The organism is Streptomyces hygroscopicus subsp. hygroscopicus (assembly GCF_030269125.1).
Lineage (GTDB): Bacteria > Actinomycetota > Actinomycetes > Streptomycetales > Streptomycetaceae > Streptomyces > Streptomyces hygroscopicus_C.
The window spans coordinates 295,408-311,814 of the sequence record NZ_BSSM01000005.1 but is presented as its reverse complement, the minus strand read 5'-3'; the positions used below and the strand labels follow the sequence as shown (position 1 = coordinate 311,814).

Annotated in this window: 10 protein-coding genes and 1 pseudogene; 4 read left to right on the top strand and 7 right to left on the bottom strand. The window is 75.0% G+C overall.

Annotation, left to right across the window (positions count from 1 at the left end; genetic code table 11):
* Window positions 1-38: 38 nt before the first annotated feature.
* Window positions 39-650 (top strand): TetR/AcrR family transcriptional regulator, encoded by a 612-nt coding sequence (locus QSK45_RS14495; RefSeq protein ID WP_285556778.1) that lies wholly within the window; start codon window positions 39-41, stop codon window positions 648-650.
* Between the two features lie 20 nt (window positions 651-670).
* Here the strand turns inward: QSK45_RS14495 and QSK45_RS14490 are convergent, their stop codons facing one another.
* From QSK45_RS14490 to QSK45_RS14475, 4 genes are all read right to left on the bottom strand, one after another.
* Window positions 671-1,870: an NAD(P)/FAD-dependent oxidoreductase gene (locus QSK45_RS14490; RefSeq protein WP_285556776.1), complete on the bottom strand. Its 1,200-nt coding sequence runs from the start codon at window positions 1,868-1,870 to the stop codon at window positions 671-673.
* Window positions 1,871-1,977: 107 nt separating this feature from the next.
* On the bottom strand, window positions 1,978-2,922 hold the full coding sequence (locus QSK45_RS14485) for an RNA polymerase sigma-70 factor (protein ID WP_285556774.1): 945 nt from the start codon (window positions 2,920-2,922) through the stop codon (window positions 1,978-1,980).
* Between the two features lie 10 nt (window positions 2,923-2,932).
* Window positions 2,933-3,571 carry a GntR family transcriptional regulator gene (locus QSK45_RS14480; RefSeq protein ID WP_285556772.1) on the bottom strand — a complete coding sequence of 213 codons (639 nt, stop codon included), beginning with the start codon at window positions 3,569-3,571 and terminating at the stop codon, window positions 2,933-2,935.
* A gap of 123 nt (window positions 3,572-3,694) precedes the next feature.
* Window positions 3,695-5,173, bottom strand: coding sequence for a hypothetical protein (locus tag QSK45_RS14475; RefSeq protein ID WP_285556771.1), 1,479 nt, complete (start codon window positions 5,171-5,173; stop codon window positions 3,695-3,697).
* A gap of 287 nt (window positions 5,174-5,460) precedes the next feature.
* Between QSK45_RS14475 and QSK45_RS14470 the strand changes: the two genes are divergently transcribed.
* Together QSK45_RS14470 and QSK45_RS14465 are read left to right on the top strand one after the other, a co-directional pair.
* A complete protein-coding gene (locus QSK45_RS14470) occupies window positions 5,461-6,090 on the top strand; it encodes a phosphatase PAP2 family protein (RefSeq protein WP_285556769.1) in 630 nt (209 codons plus the stop codon).
* Window positions 6,091-6,126: 36 nt separating this feature from the next.
* Window positions 6,127-7,032: pseudogene (locus tag QSK45_RS14465) on the top strand (phosphotransferase); the annotation flags it as partial.
* A gap of 58 nt (window positions 7,033-7,090) precedes the next feature.
* On the opposite strand, the gene QSK45_RS14460 reads toward QSK45_RS14465, so the two are convergent.
* Window positions 7,091-7,522, bottom strand: a complete 432-nt coding sequence (locus QSK45_RS14460) for a GNAT family N-acetyltransferase (RefSeq protein WP_285556767.1) — start codon at window positions 7,520-7,522, stop codon at window positions 7,091-7,093.
* Window positions 7,523-7,649: 127 nt separating this feature from the next.
* On the opposite strand from QSK45_RS14460, the gene QSK45_RS14455 reads away from it, so the two are divergent.
* Window positions 7,650-8,846, top strand: coding sequence for a permease (locus QSK45_RS14455; protein ID WP_285556765.1), 1,197 nt, complete (start codon window positions 7,650-7,652; stop codon window positions 8,844-8,846).
* Window positions 8,847-8,862: 16 nt separating this feature from the next.
* Here the strand turns inward: QSK45_RS14455 and QSK45_RS14450 are convergent, their stop codons facing one another.
* Both QSK45_RS14450 and QSK45_RS14445 read right to left on the bottom strand, forming a co-directional pair.
* The gene (locus QSK45_RS14450) at window positions 8,863-13,881 is read right to left on the bottom strand and encodes a DNA repair ATPase (RefSeq protein ID WP_285556763.1); all 5,019 of its coding nucleotides are present in this window, start codon (window positions 13,879-13,881) and stop codon (window positions 8,863-8,865) included.
* Between the two features lie 172 nt (window positions 13,882-14,053).
* The gene (locus QSK45_RS14445; protein ID WP_285556761.1) at window positions 14,054-16,273 is read right to left on the bottom strand and encodes a flotillin family protein; all 2,220 of its coding nucleotides are present in this window, start codon (window positions 16,271-16,273) and stop codon (window positions 14,054-14,056) included.
* Between the last annotated feature and the right edge of the window lie 134 nt (window positions 16,274-16,407).

The following is a 16,407-nucleotide window of genomic DNA, read 5'->3' as shown; positions in this document are numbered from 1 at the left end:
CGGTGGACCCACCGGTCCAGCCGAAGGAAGACGACCTCATGCCGGACACCCTGACCGCGAAGGGCCGCGCCACCCGCGCCCGCATCATCGAGGGCGCCGCCGGGATCCTGCGCGAGCAGGGCCCCGCCGCCACCCTGGACGACATCCTCGCCCGCACCCGCGCCAGCAAGAGCCAGCTCTTCCACTACTTCCCCGACGGCAAGGACCAACTGCTGCTGGCCGTCGCCCGGTTCGAGGCCGACCGCGTCCTGGCGGACCAGCAGCCGCACCTGGGTCGCCTCGACTCCTGGGAGTCCTGGCAACAGTGGCGGGACGTCCTCGTCGAGCGGTACGAACGCCAGGGTGACACCTGCCCGTTGGGCGCGCTCTTCCTCCAGGTCGGCCGCCGGCGGCCCGGCGCCCGCGCGATCGTCACCGCGCTGATGCGCCAGTGGCAGGATCAGCTCGCCGCGGGCATGCGCGCCCTCCGGTCCAAGGGCCTGGTCTCCCCCGCCCTCGACGTGGACCGGGCGGCCGCCGCCCTGCTCGCCGGCATCCAGGGCGGCGTGTCCATCCTGATGTCCACCGGCGACTCGACCCACCTCAGGGCGGCCGTCGACACCGGGATCGAGCACCTGCGCGCGGCCACCGACCGGAGCCGGCTGCCGTAGCGGGGAAGCCCGTTCGGCGGTCAGAGCACCGTCCCCGCCACCGCCTCCCCCGCCCGCTCCTGTCGCGGCACGACCCGGCGCGCGCGGCTCGGCACCAGCAGGGGGTGCGCGACGCCCCACGTGGCCGCCTTGCAGATCGCCTCCTTGTAGCGGGCGGCGAGGCGTCCGGTCAGGGCCCGGTCGACGGCGCGGTCGTCGGCGGTGACGAACTGGATCAGTCCGTCACCGCGGCCCAGGGAGATGCACTGCTGGTAGTACCGCACCGGCGTCACCGGCACCTTTCCGCCGCTGAGCCGCGCCGCGATCGCGTCGGCCGCCTGCCACGCCGCCGGTACGCCCGAGGCGCACGACATCCGCAGCGGCTTGTCGCCGGGGCCCATGGCGAGGGCGGCGTCACCGATGGCGTACACCTGCGGATGCGAGACCGAGCGCATCGAACGGTCGACCACGATCTGCCCGTTGTCTCCGGTCTCCAGGGTGGTGGCCCGCGCGATCGGATGGACGGCGAAGCCCGCGGTCCACACGGTGGCCTCGGACGGGAGCGACGCTCCCGCGGCGGTGGTGACGTGGCCGGCCGCCACCGCGTCGACGGCGGTGTGTTCGTGCACGGTGACGCCGAGCCGGTCGCAGACCTCACGCAGATGCCGGCGGCCCTTGGCCGAGAGCCCGTCGCCGAGGCCGCCGCGCACCGCGAGGGCGACGTCGAGGTCCGGGCGGGCCTCGGCGAGTTCGGTCGCGGCCTCCAGGCCGGTGAGCCCGCCGCCGACCACGACCACCGGAGCGCCGGCACCGAGTTCGGCCAGGCGGGCGCGCAGTCGCAGCGCGCCGGGGCGGTTCGCGATGTCGTGGGCGTGCTCGGCGACGCCCGGGACGCCCTGGTCGTGCCACCCGCTGCCGAGGGCGTAGACGAGGGTGTCGTACGGCAGTTCCTCCCGCGTGCCCCGCTCGCCCGTGACGGTCACGGCCCTGCGCTCGGCGTCCACGGCGGTGACCCGGGCGAGCTTCAGGGAGACGCCGGTACCGGTGAACATCGCGTCGAGGGGCCGGGGCGGCAGGTCCTGACCGGTCGCGAGCTGGTGCATCCGGACGCGCTCGACGAAGTCGGCCTCGGCGTTGACGAGGGTGATGGCGACGTCCTCGCGGCGCAGCCGGCGGGCGAGGCGGCCGGCTGCGGTGGCTCCCGTGTATCCGGCGCCGAGGACGATGATGCGGTGCTGCATGGCCTGCTCCTGTCGGTCGTGCGGGGTTCCGCAAGCGGTTCGCCCCTTGAACCGGGCGGCCCGCCGTTCCCTGACAGGAGCAGGCTGTGAGCTGGGTCACAGTTGGGTCAGAAGGACTTGATCACGGGTTCGCCGTGCTCGCCGGCCGCCCACCGACGGGTCGCGCGCTCCAGCTTGTCCGGGTTGACCTGGCTGCGGAAGGCGGCGATGCCCTGCTCGGTGATCTCCAGGCAGGTGACGCCGATGACCCGTCCGTCGAGCACCACGACGAGGGCGGGGGCGCCGTTGGCCACGGAGACGTACACGTCGGGCGAGCCGCCGACCAGGTTGCGCTTGGCCTTGCCGGGCTTGAACAGGCCCCGCATGAACGTCGCGACCGCGCGGGCGCCCTCGAACGCGCGGGCGCGGGCCGGCACCTTGCCGCCGCCGTCGCCGATCGCGATGGCGTCCTCGGTGAGCAGCCGTACCAGCGGTTCGGTCCGGCCGCTGGTGGCCGCGGCGAGGAACTCGTCCACGACCCGCCGCGCGGCCGCCTCGTCGATCTCGGCGCGCGCCCGGCCGGCGGCGACGTGCTTCCTGGCGCGATGGTGGATCTGCTGGCTGGCGGACTCGGTGAGGTCGAGGATCCGGGCGATCTCCCGGTGCGGGTAGTCGAATGCCTCGCGCAGCACGTACACGGCGCGCTCGTTCGGGGTGAGGCGCTCCAGCAGGGTGAGGACGGCGTACGACACCGACTCGCGCTGCTCCGCGGTGTCGGCGGGGCCCAGCATCGGGTCCCCGGCGAGCAGCGGCTCGGGCAGCCACGCGCCGACGTAGGTCTCGCGGCGGGCGCGCGCGGAGGTGAGCTGGTTGAGGCACAGGTTGGTGAGCACCTTGGTCAGCCAGGCCTCGGGGACCTCGATGCGCCCGGTGTCGGCGCCCTGCCAGCGCAGGTACGTCTCCTGCACGGCGTCCTCCGCCTCGCTCGCCGAGCCGAGCAGGCGATAGGCGATGGCCTCCAGACGGTGCCTGGACGCCTCGAACCGGTCCACGTCGTCCACGGTCAGGGCCATGACCGGGATCCTAGCCCCGCGCCCCGTGCACCCGGCCGGGGGGAGCGTCGCGAGGCGGCGACGCGTACGAGAGGTCAACGAGCCCACCAGCAGCGGGTGTCGTCCGCCGCGGGCCTCCCGGCCCGGCGTGAGGCCGGTCCCAGGACGGGTGGTGTCCGGCGAGCGGCCCCTTCCCGGGCAGCACGATCGGGGTGCCGCCGGTGATCGCCGACGGCTCCCGGGAACGGGAGAGCTGGACGGGCTGTCCATCGGCGAGGAACTCGTGGTGCGTGCTGACGCACGGATCGCCGGGCGCGACGGCGAGCCGCTCGGCGATCGCCGCGGGCGCCGGGAAACGCACCCGGGTGTGGGCCTCCCACATGCCCGCCCGGCCGCGCTCCGCCGGGCTGGTGGCCGGGTGTCGGGGGCCGCCGGGACGACGCGCCCGGATCATCGGCAGCCGCTCGCGGGGCGCCCGTACGTACGTCCCCGACCCCGCGCGCCCTTCGAGCAGGCCCTCGGCGATCAGCCGGTCCACGGCGCGCCGTACGACGTCGCGCCCGACGGCGAGCCGCACCCGGGACGGCAGGCGCCCGCCGACCGCCCGCTCCCCGCACGGATCCGCGCGCAGCGCGTCGGCCACGGCGAGGCAGGGCGCTTCTCGGGGCATGGGCGGCTCTCCGGCTCGCCGGGGTTCGGGCGGCGTCGGAAAGCCACTGCACGGGCGAGAAGCCGCTGGAGCGGGAATGCGCTCCGTGGCCGTGGCGCCGGGGGCCTGCGGGTGGTCGGGCGCTTACGGGTGCTCCGCCGCCAGGAACTCGACCACCGCCAGCGCGAACAGCAGGCACAGGGCGATCCCGAGCACCACCCAGCCCGTGGGGTACGGCCACAGAAGGCAGACCAGCACCGCGGCGGCGACCAGGATCCAGGTGAACCAGGCGCGGTGCCGGCGCACGAACGGGCCGACGGGACCGGTGCGCAGGCCCGCGCGCCCGGCGGTGCCGCGGGCCGCGCCGATGCCCTCGGTCCACAGGCCCCGCACCACACCGGCCCGCCGCCCGGCGCCGGTGAGCCAGGCGCCCAGCGCGATGACGACGGCGAGCACGATCACCGCCCGGACGGCGGTCCCCAGGAAGCGGGTCAGGGTGTCGTAGACGGCGCCGGCCGCGTCCCGGGAGACGTCGGCGGGCAGCCGGTCGAGGTAGAACACGCGGAAGACACGCAGCCCGATGCCGAGCACGGCGGTGGCGGCGGCGGCGCCGAGACAGCCGGCGACGAGGGCCCGGCGGCGGCGCAGCGACAGCAGGACGCCGGCGGCGATCAGGAGGACGGCGAGCACGGGCAGCCAGTTGCCGGCGACGCGCAGCAGCCGTAGGTACGTCCGTACCTTGCCGATTTGTTGGGACTGCACGAGCGTGAAGTCGGTGTGGACCGTGGGGAGGCGGCTCGCGAAGGTCAGGCCCGCCTGGACCATCCGCTTCTTCACGTCCTCGATGAGCGGCGCGAGATCGAGGGTCACGGTGTCGCCCTTCAGCTGCACCGCGGCACCGCCGGCGCCGGTCAGGGCCTTGTCCAGGGAGGCGTGGATCCTGCGGTTGGCGTCGGTCCAGACCGTGGCGAAGGTCTTCGACGCGACGGCCTTGCGGGCCTGGTCGTGCACGAACCCCCGTACCGCGTTCTCCAGCCCCCCGCCCAGCCCGCCCAGCGCCTTCTCCAGCAGCGGCCGGTCCTTCGGTGCCACGTCCGCGAGCAGCGTGGGCAGATGGATCTGGTCCATCAACGCGTCGGTCGCCCGGTTCGCCGCGGCCTCCTGCACGGCGGGTTCGGACGCGAGCGGGGCGACGGTGGCGACGTAGCGATCGGTGTCGCCCACCAGATCGGCGGCCCAGACGGCGACGACGGCGAGCGGTGCGAGGAGACAGCCGAGGACGAGAAGGACGGCGGCGAGGGCGGAGGCGGGACGGCGCCGGGCCCGGGAGCCGGCGGCCCGACGCCCGTTCCGCTCCGCTTCGAGGGCGGCGAGCCGGGCGCGGAGTTCGTCCAGTTCGGAGGGGACGGGGCGGTCGGCGCGGGCGGGGTGGTCGGGGCCGCCGGGACGATCCGGACCGCCGGGGCGGCCACGCCCGCCGGAACCCTCGGACCGGCCGGGGCGGCCGGGGTCACCGGGGCCGTCAGAACCACCGGGACGGCCCGAACCGCCGGGGCGGCCGGGGTCACCGGGGTCCGGGTGCTCGGGGTCGCCCGGTCGGTCCGGGCTCATGCCGTTCGTCACCGGCACCTCCTCGCCGTGCGCATCGCCGCGGCCGCCGCCGCTCCACCTGTTCCGCCGGTTCCTCGCTGCCAGCGCACCTCCCCGCGCCCGCGGACGCGAGCAGGGCGGGGCCGTTCGGGTCAGGGGTGCCGCGCGGGCGCGGCACCCGGCGCCGTAACCTGATATCGTCTACACCCCTGTAGACATTTACCTTGGGGACGTCCCCGCTTCATCCGTACGTCCGATCGGTGCCCGTGCCCGTTCACCACAGGCCGCGGCACATGCAGCACGGCCCGGAGACCCACCTGATGACGACTTCCTCCCCGACCGCCCAGACGCTCGACGGCGCGGCGATAGACGGCGGTCTGTACACCGACGTCACCGACTTCGCCCGGCACACGCACTGGCTGAACGAACCGGTGTCGGTGTTCAGCGCCCTCGGTATCGGCCTGTTCGCGGTGTATCTGCTGGTGGCCTGGTGGCGGGCCAGAGGTCAGGGCAGCACGGCGATGGCCGCGGTGCTCGCGACGCCGTTCGCCGTCGTCCTCGCCTACGTGGTCAACAGCGGGATCAAGACGTTCTTCGAGGAACCGCGCCCGTGCCGCGCGCTCCCCCACGACTTCCTGCTGGAGGCGTGCCCCGCGCCGGACGACTACGCGTTCCCCAGCAACCACACCACCGTCGCCTTCGCCTTCGCGGTGGCCCTCCTGTTGATCAGCCGCCGCCTCGGCGCCCTCGCCCTGGTCACCGCGATCGCGATGGGCGCCTCCCGGGTGTACGTCGGCGCGCACTACCCCCATGACGTCGCCGTGGGCGCCCTGGTCGGCAGCGTCGTCTCCCTCGTCGTCGTGCTCGTGCTCCGCCGCACCGCGCCGCCCCTGGTCGAGCGCCTCCGCGCGGGGGCCCTGCGCCCGCTGCTGACGTCGCAGCCCTCCTGACGCACGGTGCGGGCGGCCACGGTCGCCCGCACGGACATCCCAGGCACCGAGATCACGGCGGACCCGGTCCGGGGCCTCCTGCGCGCCCAGCACCCCGACCTCGCCGAGCGGCCCCTGCGGCTCGGCGCGCGAGGGTGGGACAACCAGCTCTGGCGGCTCGGCGACGACCTCGCGGTCCGGCTGCCCTGGGCGACCCGGACCGCGGACGCGCTCCTGCCCAAGGAGCACACCTGGCTCCCCGCGCTCGCCCCGAGCCTCCCCCTGCCCGTCCCGGTCCCGCAGCGCCTCGGCGCCTCCTCGGAGGCGTTCCCGCGCCCCCGGCTCGCCACCACCTGGGTTCCCGGCACACCCGCCGACCAGGCCCCCCGCGACGCGCGGCCCGGAGGCGGCCGAGGCCCTCACCGCCTTCCTGACGGCCCCGCACCGGCGGGCCCCGGACGACGCGCCCGCCGACCGGGACCGCGGGGGCGAACCGGCCCCCCTGGCCGGGCGGTTCGAGGCGGGGCTGACCGAGGCCGTCGGACTGGGGCTGCTGCCCGATCCGGCAACCGTACGGGCCGTCCGCCCGGTCCGGGCGGACGCCGCCGCCGACCGCCGTGGCCGGGCCCGGCGGTACGGCTGCACGGCGACCTCCCGGCCGACGCGCTGACCGCGGACGGCACCTTCTGCGGGGTGACCGACTTCGGGGACCTCTGCGCGGGTGATCCCGCCCGCGGCCTCGCCGCCGGCTGGACCACGCTGCCCGACGGCGCCCTCGACCGCTTCCACGCCGCCTTCCGGACCGCCCCGGACCCCGCGACCCCGCGCCGCGCCCGCGGCTGGGCCGTCTTCCGCGCCCTCGGCTGCCTCCTCATCGGCGAAGCGGGCCGCCACGGCCGCCCCGGCGGCAGGACCGGCTGGGGCCCGCCGGCCCGCGCGGCGCTGCGGCGGATCGTGTCGTCGGCCCGGCCCGGCGCCCCGGCGGCCCAGCGGCCCGCCCTCGCGCCCGCGCCCGCGGGCCCTACCCCTCGAACCGGTAGACCGTCGACTCGCGCCGCCGGAACCCGGCGCGCTCGTAGAGCCGGTTCGCGGCGGTCCGGTCCGGGCGGGAGGTGAGGTCGATCGTGCGGGCGCCCGCCTTCCGGGCGATGCGCAGGGCCTCGTCGGTGAGCAGGGCGGCGACGCCGTGCCCGCGGGCGGCGCCGTCGACCACCACGTCCTCGATCCGGGCGCGCAGGCCGGAGGGGAGGGGCAGCAGGACGAGGACGAGGGTGCCGACGATCGCTTCGGGGGTGCGGGCGACGAGCAGGGTGTTGGCGTCGCAGGCCACGAGGCGTTCGACCGCCGCGCGGTCGAGCGGCGCGGCGGTGGAGGAGAGCTGCGGCAGCAGCCGGCCGAAGGCGTCGACGAGCTCCGGGCCCGCCTCCTGGACGACCTCTACACGGATATCCATGCGCGGAGGATAGCGATCACCGCGGGGCGCCGCCTTCCGGGTTTCCGGATACCCCACCGGGGTACTCTCGGTCGAGTGGTCGAGCGGTCGGGTGCCGGGACCACCTCTCGGCGAAGGGAGTGCGCTCATGCATGCGATCGGGCACGCGTTGTTCATCGCCGGCTCGATGACCTGGGAGATCACCTGGGCGCTGATCCTCGGCTTCGCCCTGTCGGCCGTCGTCCAGGCGGTGGTGCGCCGCCGGACGGTCGTACGGCTGCTCGGCGACGACCGCCCGCGCACCCTCGCCCTGTCCGCGGGCCTCGGCGCGGCCTCGTCGTCCTGCTCCTACGCCGCCGTCGCCCTCGCCCGCTCCCTGTTCCGCAAGGGCGCCGACTTCACCGCGGCGATGGCCTTCGAGATCGCCTCGACCAACCTCGTCATCGAACTCGGCGTGATCCTCGCCCTGCTGATGGGCTGGCAGTTCACCGCGGCGGAGTTCGTCGGCGGCCCGATCATGATCGTCGTCCTCGCGGCGCTGTTCCGCGTCTTCCTGCGCGAACGCCTGCTGCGTCAGGCGCGCGAGCAGGCCGAGCGCGGGGTCGCCGGGTCGATGGAGGGGCACGCGGCGATGGACATGTCGGTCCAGGGCGAGGGCGGCTTCCTGCGCCGGCTCCTCTCCCGCGACGGTCTCACGTCCGTGTCGCACATCTTCGTCATGGAGTGGGCCGCGATCCTGCGCGACCTGGTGGCCGGGCTGCTGATCGCCGGGGCCATCGCCGCCTGGGTCCCGGGCGACGTGTGGCACACCTTCTTCCTCGCCGGCCACCCCCTCGCCGCCAAGCTGGTCGGCCCGCTGATCGGCCCCCTCGTGGCCATCGCCACCTTCGTCTGCTCCATCGGCAACGTCCCCCTGGCCGTCGTCCTGTGGAAGGGCGGCATCAGCTTCGGCGGCGTCATCGCCTTCATCTACGCCGACCTGCTGATCCTGCCGATCCTCAACATCTACCGGAAGTACTACGGCCCCCGCATGGCCGCCTTCCTCCTCGCCACCTTCTTCGCCGCCATCGCCGTGGCCGGCTACCTCGTGGAGTTCCTCTTCGGCGGCCTCGGCCTCGTCCCGGACCAGGCCGTCGCCAGGCTCCCCGAAGAGGGCGTCCGCTGGAACTACACGACCTGGCTCAACATCGCCTTCCTCGTCCTCGCCGCCGCCCTGGTCGTCCGCTTCCTGCGCACGGGCGGCCCGGCGATGCTGCGGATGATGGGCGGTTCCCCGGAGAACGCCGAAGGCCACGCACACGGGGAGCACGCCGGGCACGCGCACGGACACGACGGACAGGGCTGAGGCGCGCGGTCCTCACTCACGGGGCGGTGCCGCCGGTGGTGGCTCGGGTGATGGCGGACTCCACGGCCGCCACACGGTCGGCGAGGAGGGTGAGGGCGGCGATGGCACGGGTGAGGGGGTCGTCGGTGGGGGTGCCGAGGGCGAGGGTGCGGGCGTGGGCCGACTTGATCTCGGCCCAGCGGGCCGCCTCGGCGGGGGTCGACGTGCCCCGCAGCTGCGCCAGTTTGAGCAGGTTGGCCTCCGCGCCCGTGGTCAGGGTCTGGGCCTCGGCCGTGTAGTGGTCCTGGAGCACGGCCTCGCGTTCGGCGGTGTTCATCACCGGGCGCAGCCGTCCGGCGATCTTGTTCATGTCGCGGTAGGAGCCCTGGAGGCGGAACGGCGGCTCGGTGCGGGCGCCGGCCGACTGGGCGGCGGAGGCGATGTAGGCCGCGTTGACCGTGAGGATGGTGTCGCGGACGGCGAGGACATGGCGCAACAGCGCGAGCACCGCGTCGAGTTCGGCGGGCGGCAGCGCGGCGGACAGCCGGTCGGCGCGGGCCGTCGGATCGCCCGCGGCCAGCCGGACCAGCAGTTCCAGGTCGGCGCGCTCGCGGGCGGCCAGCGGGGCGAGCACCGGGTTGGCGGTGAGGGCGTTCTCCACGAAGCTCAGGGCGAAGACGTCCTCCTTGCCGGTCAGGACGTCGCCCAGGTTCCACACGTCGGCGCGGTTCGCCAGCATGTCGGGGACGCGGAAGCGCTCCCCCGACTCCGTGTACGGGTTGCCCGCCATGCACACCGCGAACCGCTTGCCCCGCAGGTCGTAGGTGCGCGGCTCGCCGTCCCACACGCCGTCCACGCGCCTCGTCGCATCGCACAACGGGATGAATTTCTGGAGGAGTTCGGGCGAGGTGTGCTGGATGTCGTCCAGGTGGAGCAGGGTGTTGTTGCCGGCCGCCAGCGCGAAGTTGATCTTCTCGATCTCGCGGCGCGCGGTGGCGTTCGGGGCGTCGGCCGGGTCCAGCGAGGTGACGGTGTGGCCGAGCGCCGGTCCGCTGATCCTGACCAGCATCAGGCCGAGCCGGTCGGCGACGTACTCCATGAGCGTCGTCTTGCCGTATCCGGGCGGGGAGAGCAGCAGGAGCAGGCCGCCGGTGTCGGTGCGCTTGGTCGCGCCCGTGGTGCCGAGCTGGCGGGCGAGGCTGTCGCCGATCAGCGGCAGGTAGACCTCGTCCACGAGCCGGCCCCGGACGAACGCCGACAACACGCGCGGGCGGTGGTCGTCCAGGCGCAGCCGCTCGCGCTCGGTGGCCAGCAGGGCGGTGCGGCGGCGCTGGTAGGCGCGGAAGCCGGGCACCTCGTGCGCGGTGTGCCGGGCGGTACGGGCCAGGAACTCGTCCAGGCGCAGGGTGAGGCGCCCGCCGGAGACCCGGGGGTGCGCGCCGAGGAGACCCTCGACGGTCGCGGTGAGCCGGGCGTCGCCGTCGTAGCGGGGCAGCGCGGGGCACAGTTCGGCGGCCACCGCCTCCGCCAGCTCGCCGGGGGCGGCGTCGCTCCCGCCGGCGGTGGCGTAGGCGGTGAGCCAGGCCTCGACCACCTGGCGGCGGGCCCGGAGTCCGGTCAGCCCTTCCAGGTCGCGGCCGTAGCGCGAACCCGCCAGCGCCTGCCGGAACTTGTCGAGCAGCGCGCGGGCCGCTCCGCCGAGGACGAAGCCCTCGGGGCCGCCGGTCAGCTCGTCGAAGAGGTAGGCGGCGGCCGCGGTGCTCCCACGGTCCGCGCCGCCCGGGACGGGGGGCTCGACACCGGGCACGGCCGACGGACCGGTGTCGCGGGTGCCCCACGGACCGGCGTCGCGGATGTCCGAGGGCTCCCCGCCGTCCGGGGCCGGGGGCTCGGCGCCGTCCGCCGCCGAGGGCGCCCCGCCGCGCGTGCCCGGCGCCTCCGTGCCGCCCACGCCCGCCTCCCACGCCCCGATCGCCCCCGCCAGCTCCGCCACCAGGTCCGCCACCGCCGCCGTGGGACCGAAGGCGTCCCGGGCGCGGGCCAGGGACACGGCGCGGCGGGTCCAGGCGGTCCGGGCGGCCTCGGTCGTGCCGTGGGCCCAGAACAGCTGCGCGGCGGCGCGGGCCGCGGGCTCGTGACGCAGGGGGCCCGCGGCGTCGTACAGGGGCAGGAGCGCGGTGAGGATCAGCGTCGCGTCGTGGTCGTGGACCCCGCGCTCGTACCCCTCGTCGTACGACTCCTGCGCCACCCGGCGGACCAGGCCGGGCAGGTCCTCCGCGGCGGCGAGGGCGGCCGGGCCGTGCTCGGCGAGGAGGCGGGCGGCGAGGTACTCGGCGCGGTAGAGGGCGGGGGACTCGGAGGGCAGGTGCCGGTCCCAGTAGGGGCGGGTGGCGGCGAAGCCGGGGTCGGTGACCGGGGCGCGGTAGTCGGTACCGGTGACCGCGAGGGCCAGGCCGTCCCCGTGCGGGACGAGGGCGAGGTCGAGCGGCTGGGTGTTGACGGCGAAGCGGTGGCCGCCGAGCAGCAGGGTGCGGCCGTCGTCGGCGTACAGGTCGCCCCGGTCGCGCAGGGCGCGCGCGGCCTCCTGGCGGGCGGCCCCGAGGCGGCCGTCCAGTTCCTCGGCGCGCACGCTGTCACCGAGGGCGCGCAGTTCGCCGGCGGTGCGGACGATCTTGGCGACCAGCGGGTCGGAGGCGAAGTACGCGGTGACCGCGTCGGCGTCGGCCAGGGTCGCCGCGCGCCGGGCGACCGTCTCCAGCATCCGGCCCGCCGACACGGCGAGTTGCTCGGCGCGGCGGGCGCGGGCGTCGGCGAGGGACTGCTTGCGGGCGGCGAACGCCTCGTAGATCTCGGTGCGTCTGTCGGCGAGTTCGGCCAGGAAGTCGTCGAACTCCGCGAACCGGCCGTCCAGGTCCTCCAACCGGGCGAGCACCGACGTGAGTTGGTCGTCACATGCCTCGGGGGTGGTGGCGGCGGCGAGCGCGGCGGTGACGGCCTGGGCGAGCAGGGCGGTCTCGGCGGCGAACTCTGCGCGGCCCTCCTGGTCCTGGAGGGAGCGGCGGCGGGCGTCGAGGGTGGCGCGGGCCCGGTTGACGCCGCCGAGGACGTCGGCGATCCGCTCCAGTACGGCCGTGCGCACGGTGGCGTCGGCGATGTCGAGGCCGGTGACCACCTCGGTGACCGTGCGCAGCCCGTCGGCCAGGTCGTCCAGGCGCTCGGCCACGGGCACGGCGTCGGCGACCGTGCCGATCGCGTCCGCCTCGGCCACCAGCCGTTCCACGTCGGCGCGCTGGGCGGTGAAGGCGTCCTCGCGGGACAGGAAGGTCACGGCGCGCTTGCCGAACGCGGCCAGGTCGGACTCCGCCTCGGCGGCCAGCGCGGCCACCCGTTCCGCGTCGACGTGGCGCAGCTCGCGCAGGGTGAGCAGATGGCCGTGCGCGTGCCGGAGTTCGGTCAGTCCGCGCACCCAGGCGGCGGCCTCGCGCGGGGCCTCGCCGCGCAGCCGGCGCACCACGGCCGCGATCCGCTCCGCTGCCTCCTCCAGCGCGTCGGCGGCCCGCCGGGTCAGCTCCCGTACGCTCTCGAACTCGGCCAGCACCTGCTCGGCCGTCTCGCGTACGGCCGCCAACGGTGACCGGATGTCGCCGAGTTCGGGGTCGGCCAGCCAGTGGTGGGTGTCGGCCGCGCGGACGCACGCGGCGGTCAGCGCGCGGTAGCCCTCGCCGGTCGTGATGCCGTCGGCCACCAGCCGGGCCACGGAGAGGCAGTCGGCGAGGCCGCGCACGAGGTCCGCGTTGCCGACGCGCGCGAGCGGGCCGGTGCCGGTGCGCAGGGCGGCGGCGTGGGTGTCGGAGACGTACGGCGAGGTCCACCACTGCAAGGGATGGGTGTGCGCGGGCTCGTCGCCCCCCGCGCGCAGCACGGCCAGCGCGCCGTCCTCGAACAGCGCCCAGCCCCGGCAGGGCAGCGGGGTCGATACCTCCTTGCGCAGGGTGTTGTACGACAGCAGGAGCGTGCCGCCGCCGGACCGGTCCCGGAACGCGTACAGCACGTCCTCGCCGTTGGGCGCCCGGACCTCCTGCTCGAACTCCAGTCCCGCGACGTCGAGTTCGTATGTCTTGTGCTGCCCGCTCGCCAGGCAGTAGCCGCCGGGGAAGACGACGCCCTGCTCCTCCGGCAGCCGGCGGCACGCCTGGCCGAGGCCGTCGAGGCGGACGACCGCGCGGGTCAGGGCGTTGAAGACGAGGTAGCGGTCGGTCTCCTCCTTGTACGGCCGCACGCGCAGCAGCGTCAGCGGGCCGACCCGCGCGTGCGCCACGGCGGCGTCGGCGAGGGACTGGAGGGGTTCGTCGACCGGCTCGGCGTACAGCTCCTCGCCGTCCTCGGCGCGGACGGTGAGGGTGCCGCCGAGGGCCGCGACACCGAGCCCGCCGGGTACGGCGACGTACGGTTCCCTGCCCAGCACGTGGTCGGCGCGGCCGGTGTCGGTCCAGGTGACGTCCTGGGCCGGCGGCACGACGTCGTCGCGGTCGCCGCGGGCGTCCAGGAACTCGGCGCGGCCGTCCTCGGTCAGGTTCCAGCGCAGGGCGCGGATGTCGTCGGCCTTCTCGCCGGTGCGGAACACGGCGAGGAGCCGGCCGTCGGTCCGGCGCAGGCGCAGCAGGCGGGCGTCGCGGTAGTAGCGGTGCAGGGCGGTGAACTCGCGGACGAACGCCGGGTCGTCGAGCAGGCCGGTGTTCCCGGTCAGGCGGTTGCCCTCCCGGTCGTAGAGGGCGAGTACGTCCGCGACCTGCGCGTTCTCGCCGCCGCGGCCCGTGCTGCCGAACAGCAGGGTGTCGCCCACCGCGACGATGTCCTGCCGGACGCAGGCGTGGGCGGTCTTCAGGTTGGTGGTGGCGGCGAGGCCGAGCCGGGTCGAGCCGAACTCCTCCGCGCGGCGGGCGTTGAGGGCCTCGGCCCGCCGCGCCAACTCGGCCGCGTGGCCGGCCAGCCGGTCGCGCAGGACGTCGTAGGTGCCGGCGTCGACGGATGCCTCCGGCTCGGGGGCGGTGGACATGCGGGTCCCTTTCGTGTGCGGGCTGCTCGCCGTGGGGTGCGGATCGTTGGCCGGTCGGGGGGGGCGTCGTGCTGGTCGCGCGGTTCCCCGCGCGCGCCCCGGGAGAACCGCGCTCCCGCCGGCCGGCGGGACGGGGGTGAGCGCACCCGCCCCCGTCCCGCCCCGGCCGGCCTCAGCTCCGGTCGGCCCCGTTCAGCGCGCCCACCGGAACCTCCGCCAGCCCCAGCTCGCCCGCCTTCTCCAGCAGTTGGCGGAACTGGCCCGCGTCCGCGCCGCCCCCGTTCATGAGCTTCATCAGCAGGGCGGAGACCGTCAGGTTCTGGACGTCCGCCGTGCCCACGGACCCGAGCACCCGGCTCAGGTCCTCCGTGAAGCTCCCCGACCCGTCCAGCCACGGCTTCGCCAGGGTCTGCGCCGTACGGGAGTTGGCCACGAAACCGTCGATGCCCTTGCCGAGGGAGACCGCCGAGACCAGCCGGTCGAAGAAGACGGACTCCCCGCCGACGATGTCGATGTCGGCGTTCTCCAGCCCCGTCGCGAGGACCGTCGCCTGCGCCTCGGCCACCTGCCGCTGCGTCTCCAGCCCGGCCAGCCGGATCTCCTTCTCGGCCTGGAGCCGCAGCCGGTACTCCTCGTGCCCGCGCGAGGCCTCGTCCAGCGCGGCCATCGCGGCGGCCTTCTCGGTGAGACCCGCGGCCTCGGCCTTCAGCTTCTCGCCGATACCGGTGGCCTCCGCGAGCGCCGCGGCCTTCCTGCCCTCGGCCTCCGCGAGCGCCTTCGCCCGCGCGCCCTCCGCCTCGGCCCGCAGCCGCGCCTCCGTCGCCGCGGCCGCCGCCTGGGCGCCCTCGGCCTCCGCGAGGCCCCTGGCCCGCGTGCCCTCGGCCTCCGCGAGACCCCTGGCCCGCGCGCCCTCGGCCTCCGCGAGCGCCTTGGCCTGCGTGCCCTCGGCCTCCGCCCGCAGCCGCGCCTGCGTCGCCTCCGCCTCCGCGCGCCCGGCCTTGACGGTGACCTCGGCCTCCTTGTCGCGGACCTGCACCGCGGCGAGCCCCTCGGCCGCGGACTCGGCCTGGACGCCCTCCGCGAGCCGGAGCTTGGCCCGCGCGTCGAAGTCGGCGGTCTTCAGCCGGGCCTCGGCGAGGGTGAGTTCCTCGGCGGCCCGGTGCGTCGCGGCCTGCTCGGCGGCCTCCGCGGCCTTGATGTCCTTGACCAGCTTCTCCTGCGCCTCCGCCTCGGCGGCGATGACGAGGGCCTGCCGCTCGCGCTCGGCCTCCTCGACCACGCGCAGCTTCTTGATGGACTCCTCCTGCTCGGCGACCGTACGGTCCACCGCGACCCGCTCCCGGATGACCTCGGCGATCTCCCGCTTCTCCGCCTCGACCTCCTTCTCGGCGGAGATCCGGGTCAGCTGGGTCTCCCGCTCCCGGGCGATGACCTCCAGCAGGCGGTCCTTCTCGATGCGCTCGTTCTCTACGGCGATGACCCGCTCGCGGTTCTTCGCGGCGACCGCGATCTCCCGCGCCTGGTTCTCCCGCTGCACGCCCAACTGCTCCTCGGTGCGCAGGAAGGCGGTCTGCGCGCGCAGCCGCTCCTCCTCCATCACCCGGGCGGTCTCGGCCTCCTCGCGGGCGCGGGACGTCTCGATCTCCCGCCTCTGCTTGATCTCGGCGTCCGCCTGGCGGCGCTCCAGCTCCAGGATGGCCTCGCGGGCGTCGACGTCCTGCCGGGTGATCTCCTTCTGCTCCGTGCGCTTGGCCTCGTTGGTGCGCACGTGCTCCACCGCGGTCAGCTCGGTGATCTTGCGGATGCCCTGGGCGTCGAGGACGTTGGCCGGGTCCAGCTGGGTCAGCGGCGTCTGCTCCAGGTAGTCGATCGCCGCGTCCTCGAGGTGGTAGCCGTTGAGGTCGACGCCGATCAACTCGATGATGTGGTACCGCAGTTCCTCACGCTTGGTGTAGAGGTCGGTGAAGTCCATCTGCTTGCCGACGGTCTTCAGCGCCTCGGAGAACTTGGCGTGGAACAGCTCCTGGAGCGTGTCCTGGTGGCTGGCGCGCTCGGTGCCCACGGACTGGGCGACCTTGATGACGTCCTGGACGGTCTTGTTGACCTTGACGAAGAACAGGATCCGGATGTCGGCGCGGATGTTGTCCCGGCAGATCAGCCCGTCCCGGCCGGAGCGGCTGATCTCGATGGTCTTCACCGAGATGTCCATGACCTCGGCCTTGTGCAGGATCGGCAGCACGACCTGTCCGGTGAAGGACACGTCCACGCGGCGCGTCTTGGAGACGATCAGGGCCTGGCTCTGGTCGACCTTGCGGTACAGCCTGGAGAATCCGAGCAGCAACAGCGCGGCGAGGATCACACAGGCGGCGGCGAGCACGCCGAGGGCTTCCATGGCATACGTCCTTGCGTCAGACGGTGGGTCGGAGCTCCCCCGAGGCTCCGGTGCCGGGCATCCCCCCGCGATGCCCGGCACCGGAGCCCTCCGTAGTGCTCCCCGCAGAGGATGGTGCGGCCAGGACGGCCGTT

Excerpts from the sequence above, each read along its gene's own strand:
- QSK45_RS14495 (WP_285556778.1), top strand. The coding sequence starts at position 39 with ATGCCGGACACCCTGACCGCGAAGGGCCGCGCCACCCGCGCCCGCATC.
- QSK45_RS14490 (WP_285556776.1), bottom strand. The coding sequence starts at position 1,870 with ATGCAGCACCGCATCATCGTCCTCGGCGCCGGATACACGGGAGCCACC.
- QSK45_RS14485 (WP_285556774.1), bottom strand. The coding sequence starts at position 2,922 with ATGGCCCTGACCGTGGACGACGTGGACCGGTTCGAGGCGTCCAGGCAC.
- QSK45_RS14480 (WP_285556772.1), bottom strand. The coding sequence starts at position 3,571 with ATGCCCCGAGAAGCGCCCTGCCTCGCCGTGGCCGACGCGCTGCGCGCG.
- QSK45_RS14470 (WP_285556769.1), top strand. The coding sequence starts at position 5,461 with ATGACGACTTCCTCCCCGACCGCCCAGACGCTCGACGGCGCGGCGATA.
- QSK45_RS14460 (WP_285556767.1), bottom strand. The coding sequence starts at position 7,522 with ATGGATATCCGTGTAGAGGTCGTCCAGGAGGCGGGCCCGGAGCTCGTC.
- QSK45_RS14455 (WP_285556765.1), top strand. The coding sequence starts at position 7,650 with ATGCATGCGATCGGGCACGCGTTGTTCATCGCCGGCTCGATGACCTGG.
- QSK45_RS14450 (WP_285556763.1), bottom strand. The coding sequence starts at position 13,881 with ATGTCCACCGCCCCCGAGCCGGAGGCATCCGTCGACGCCGGCACCTAC.
- QSK45_RS14445 (WP_285556761.1), bottom strand. The coding sequence starts at position 16,273 with ATGGAAGCCCTCGGCGTGCTCGCCGCCGCCTGTGTGATCCTCGCCGCG.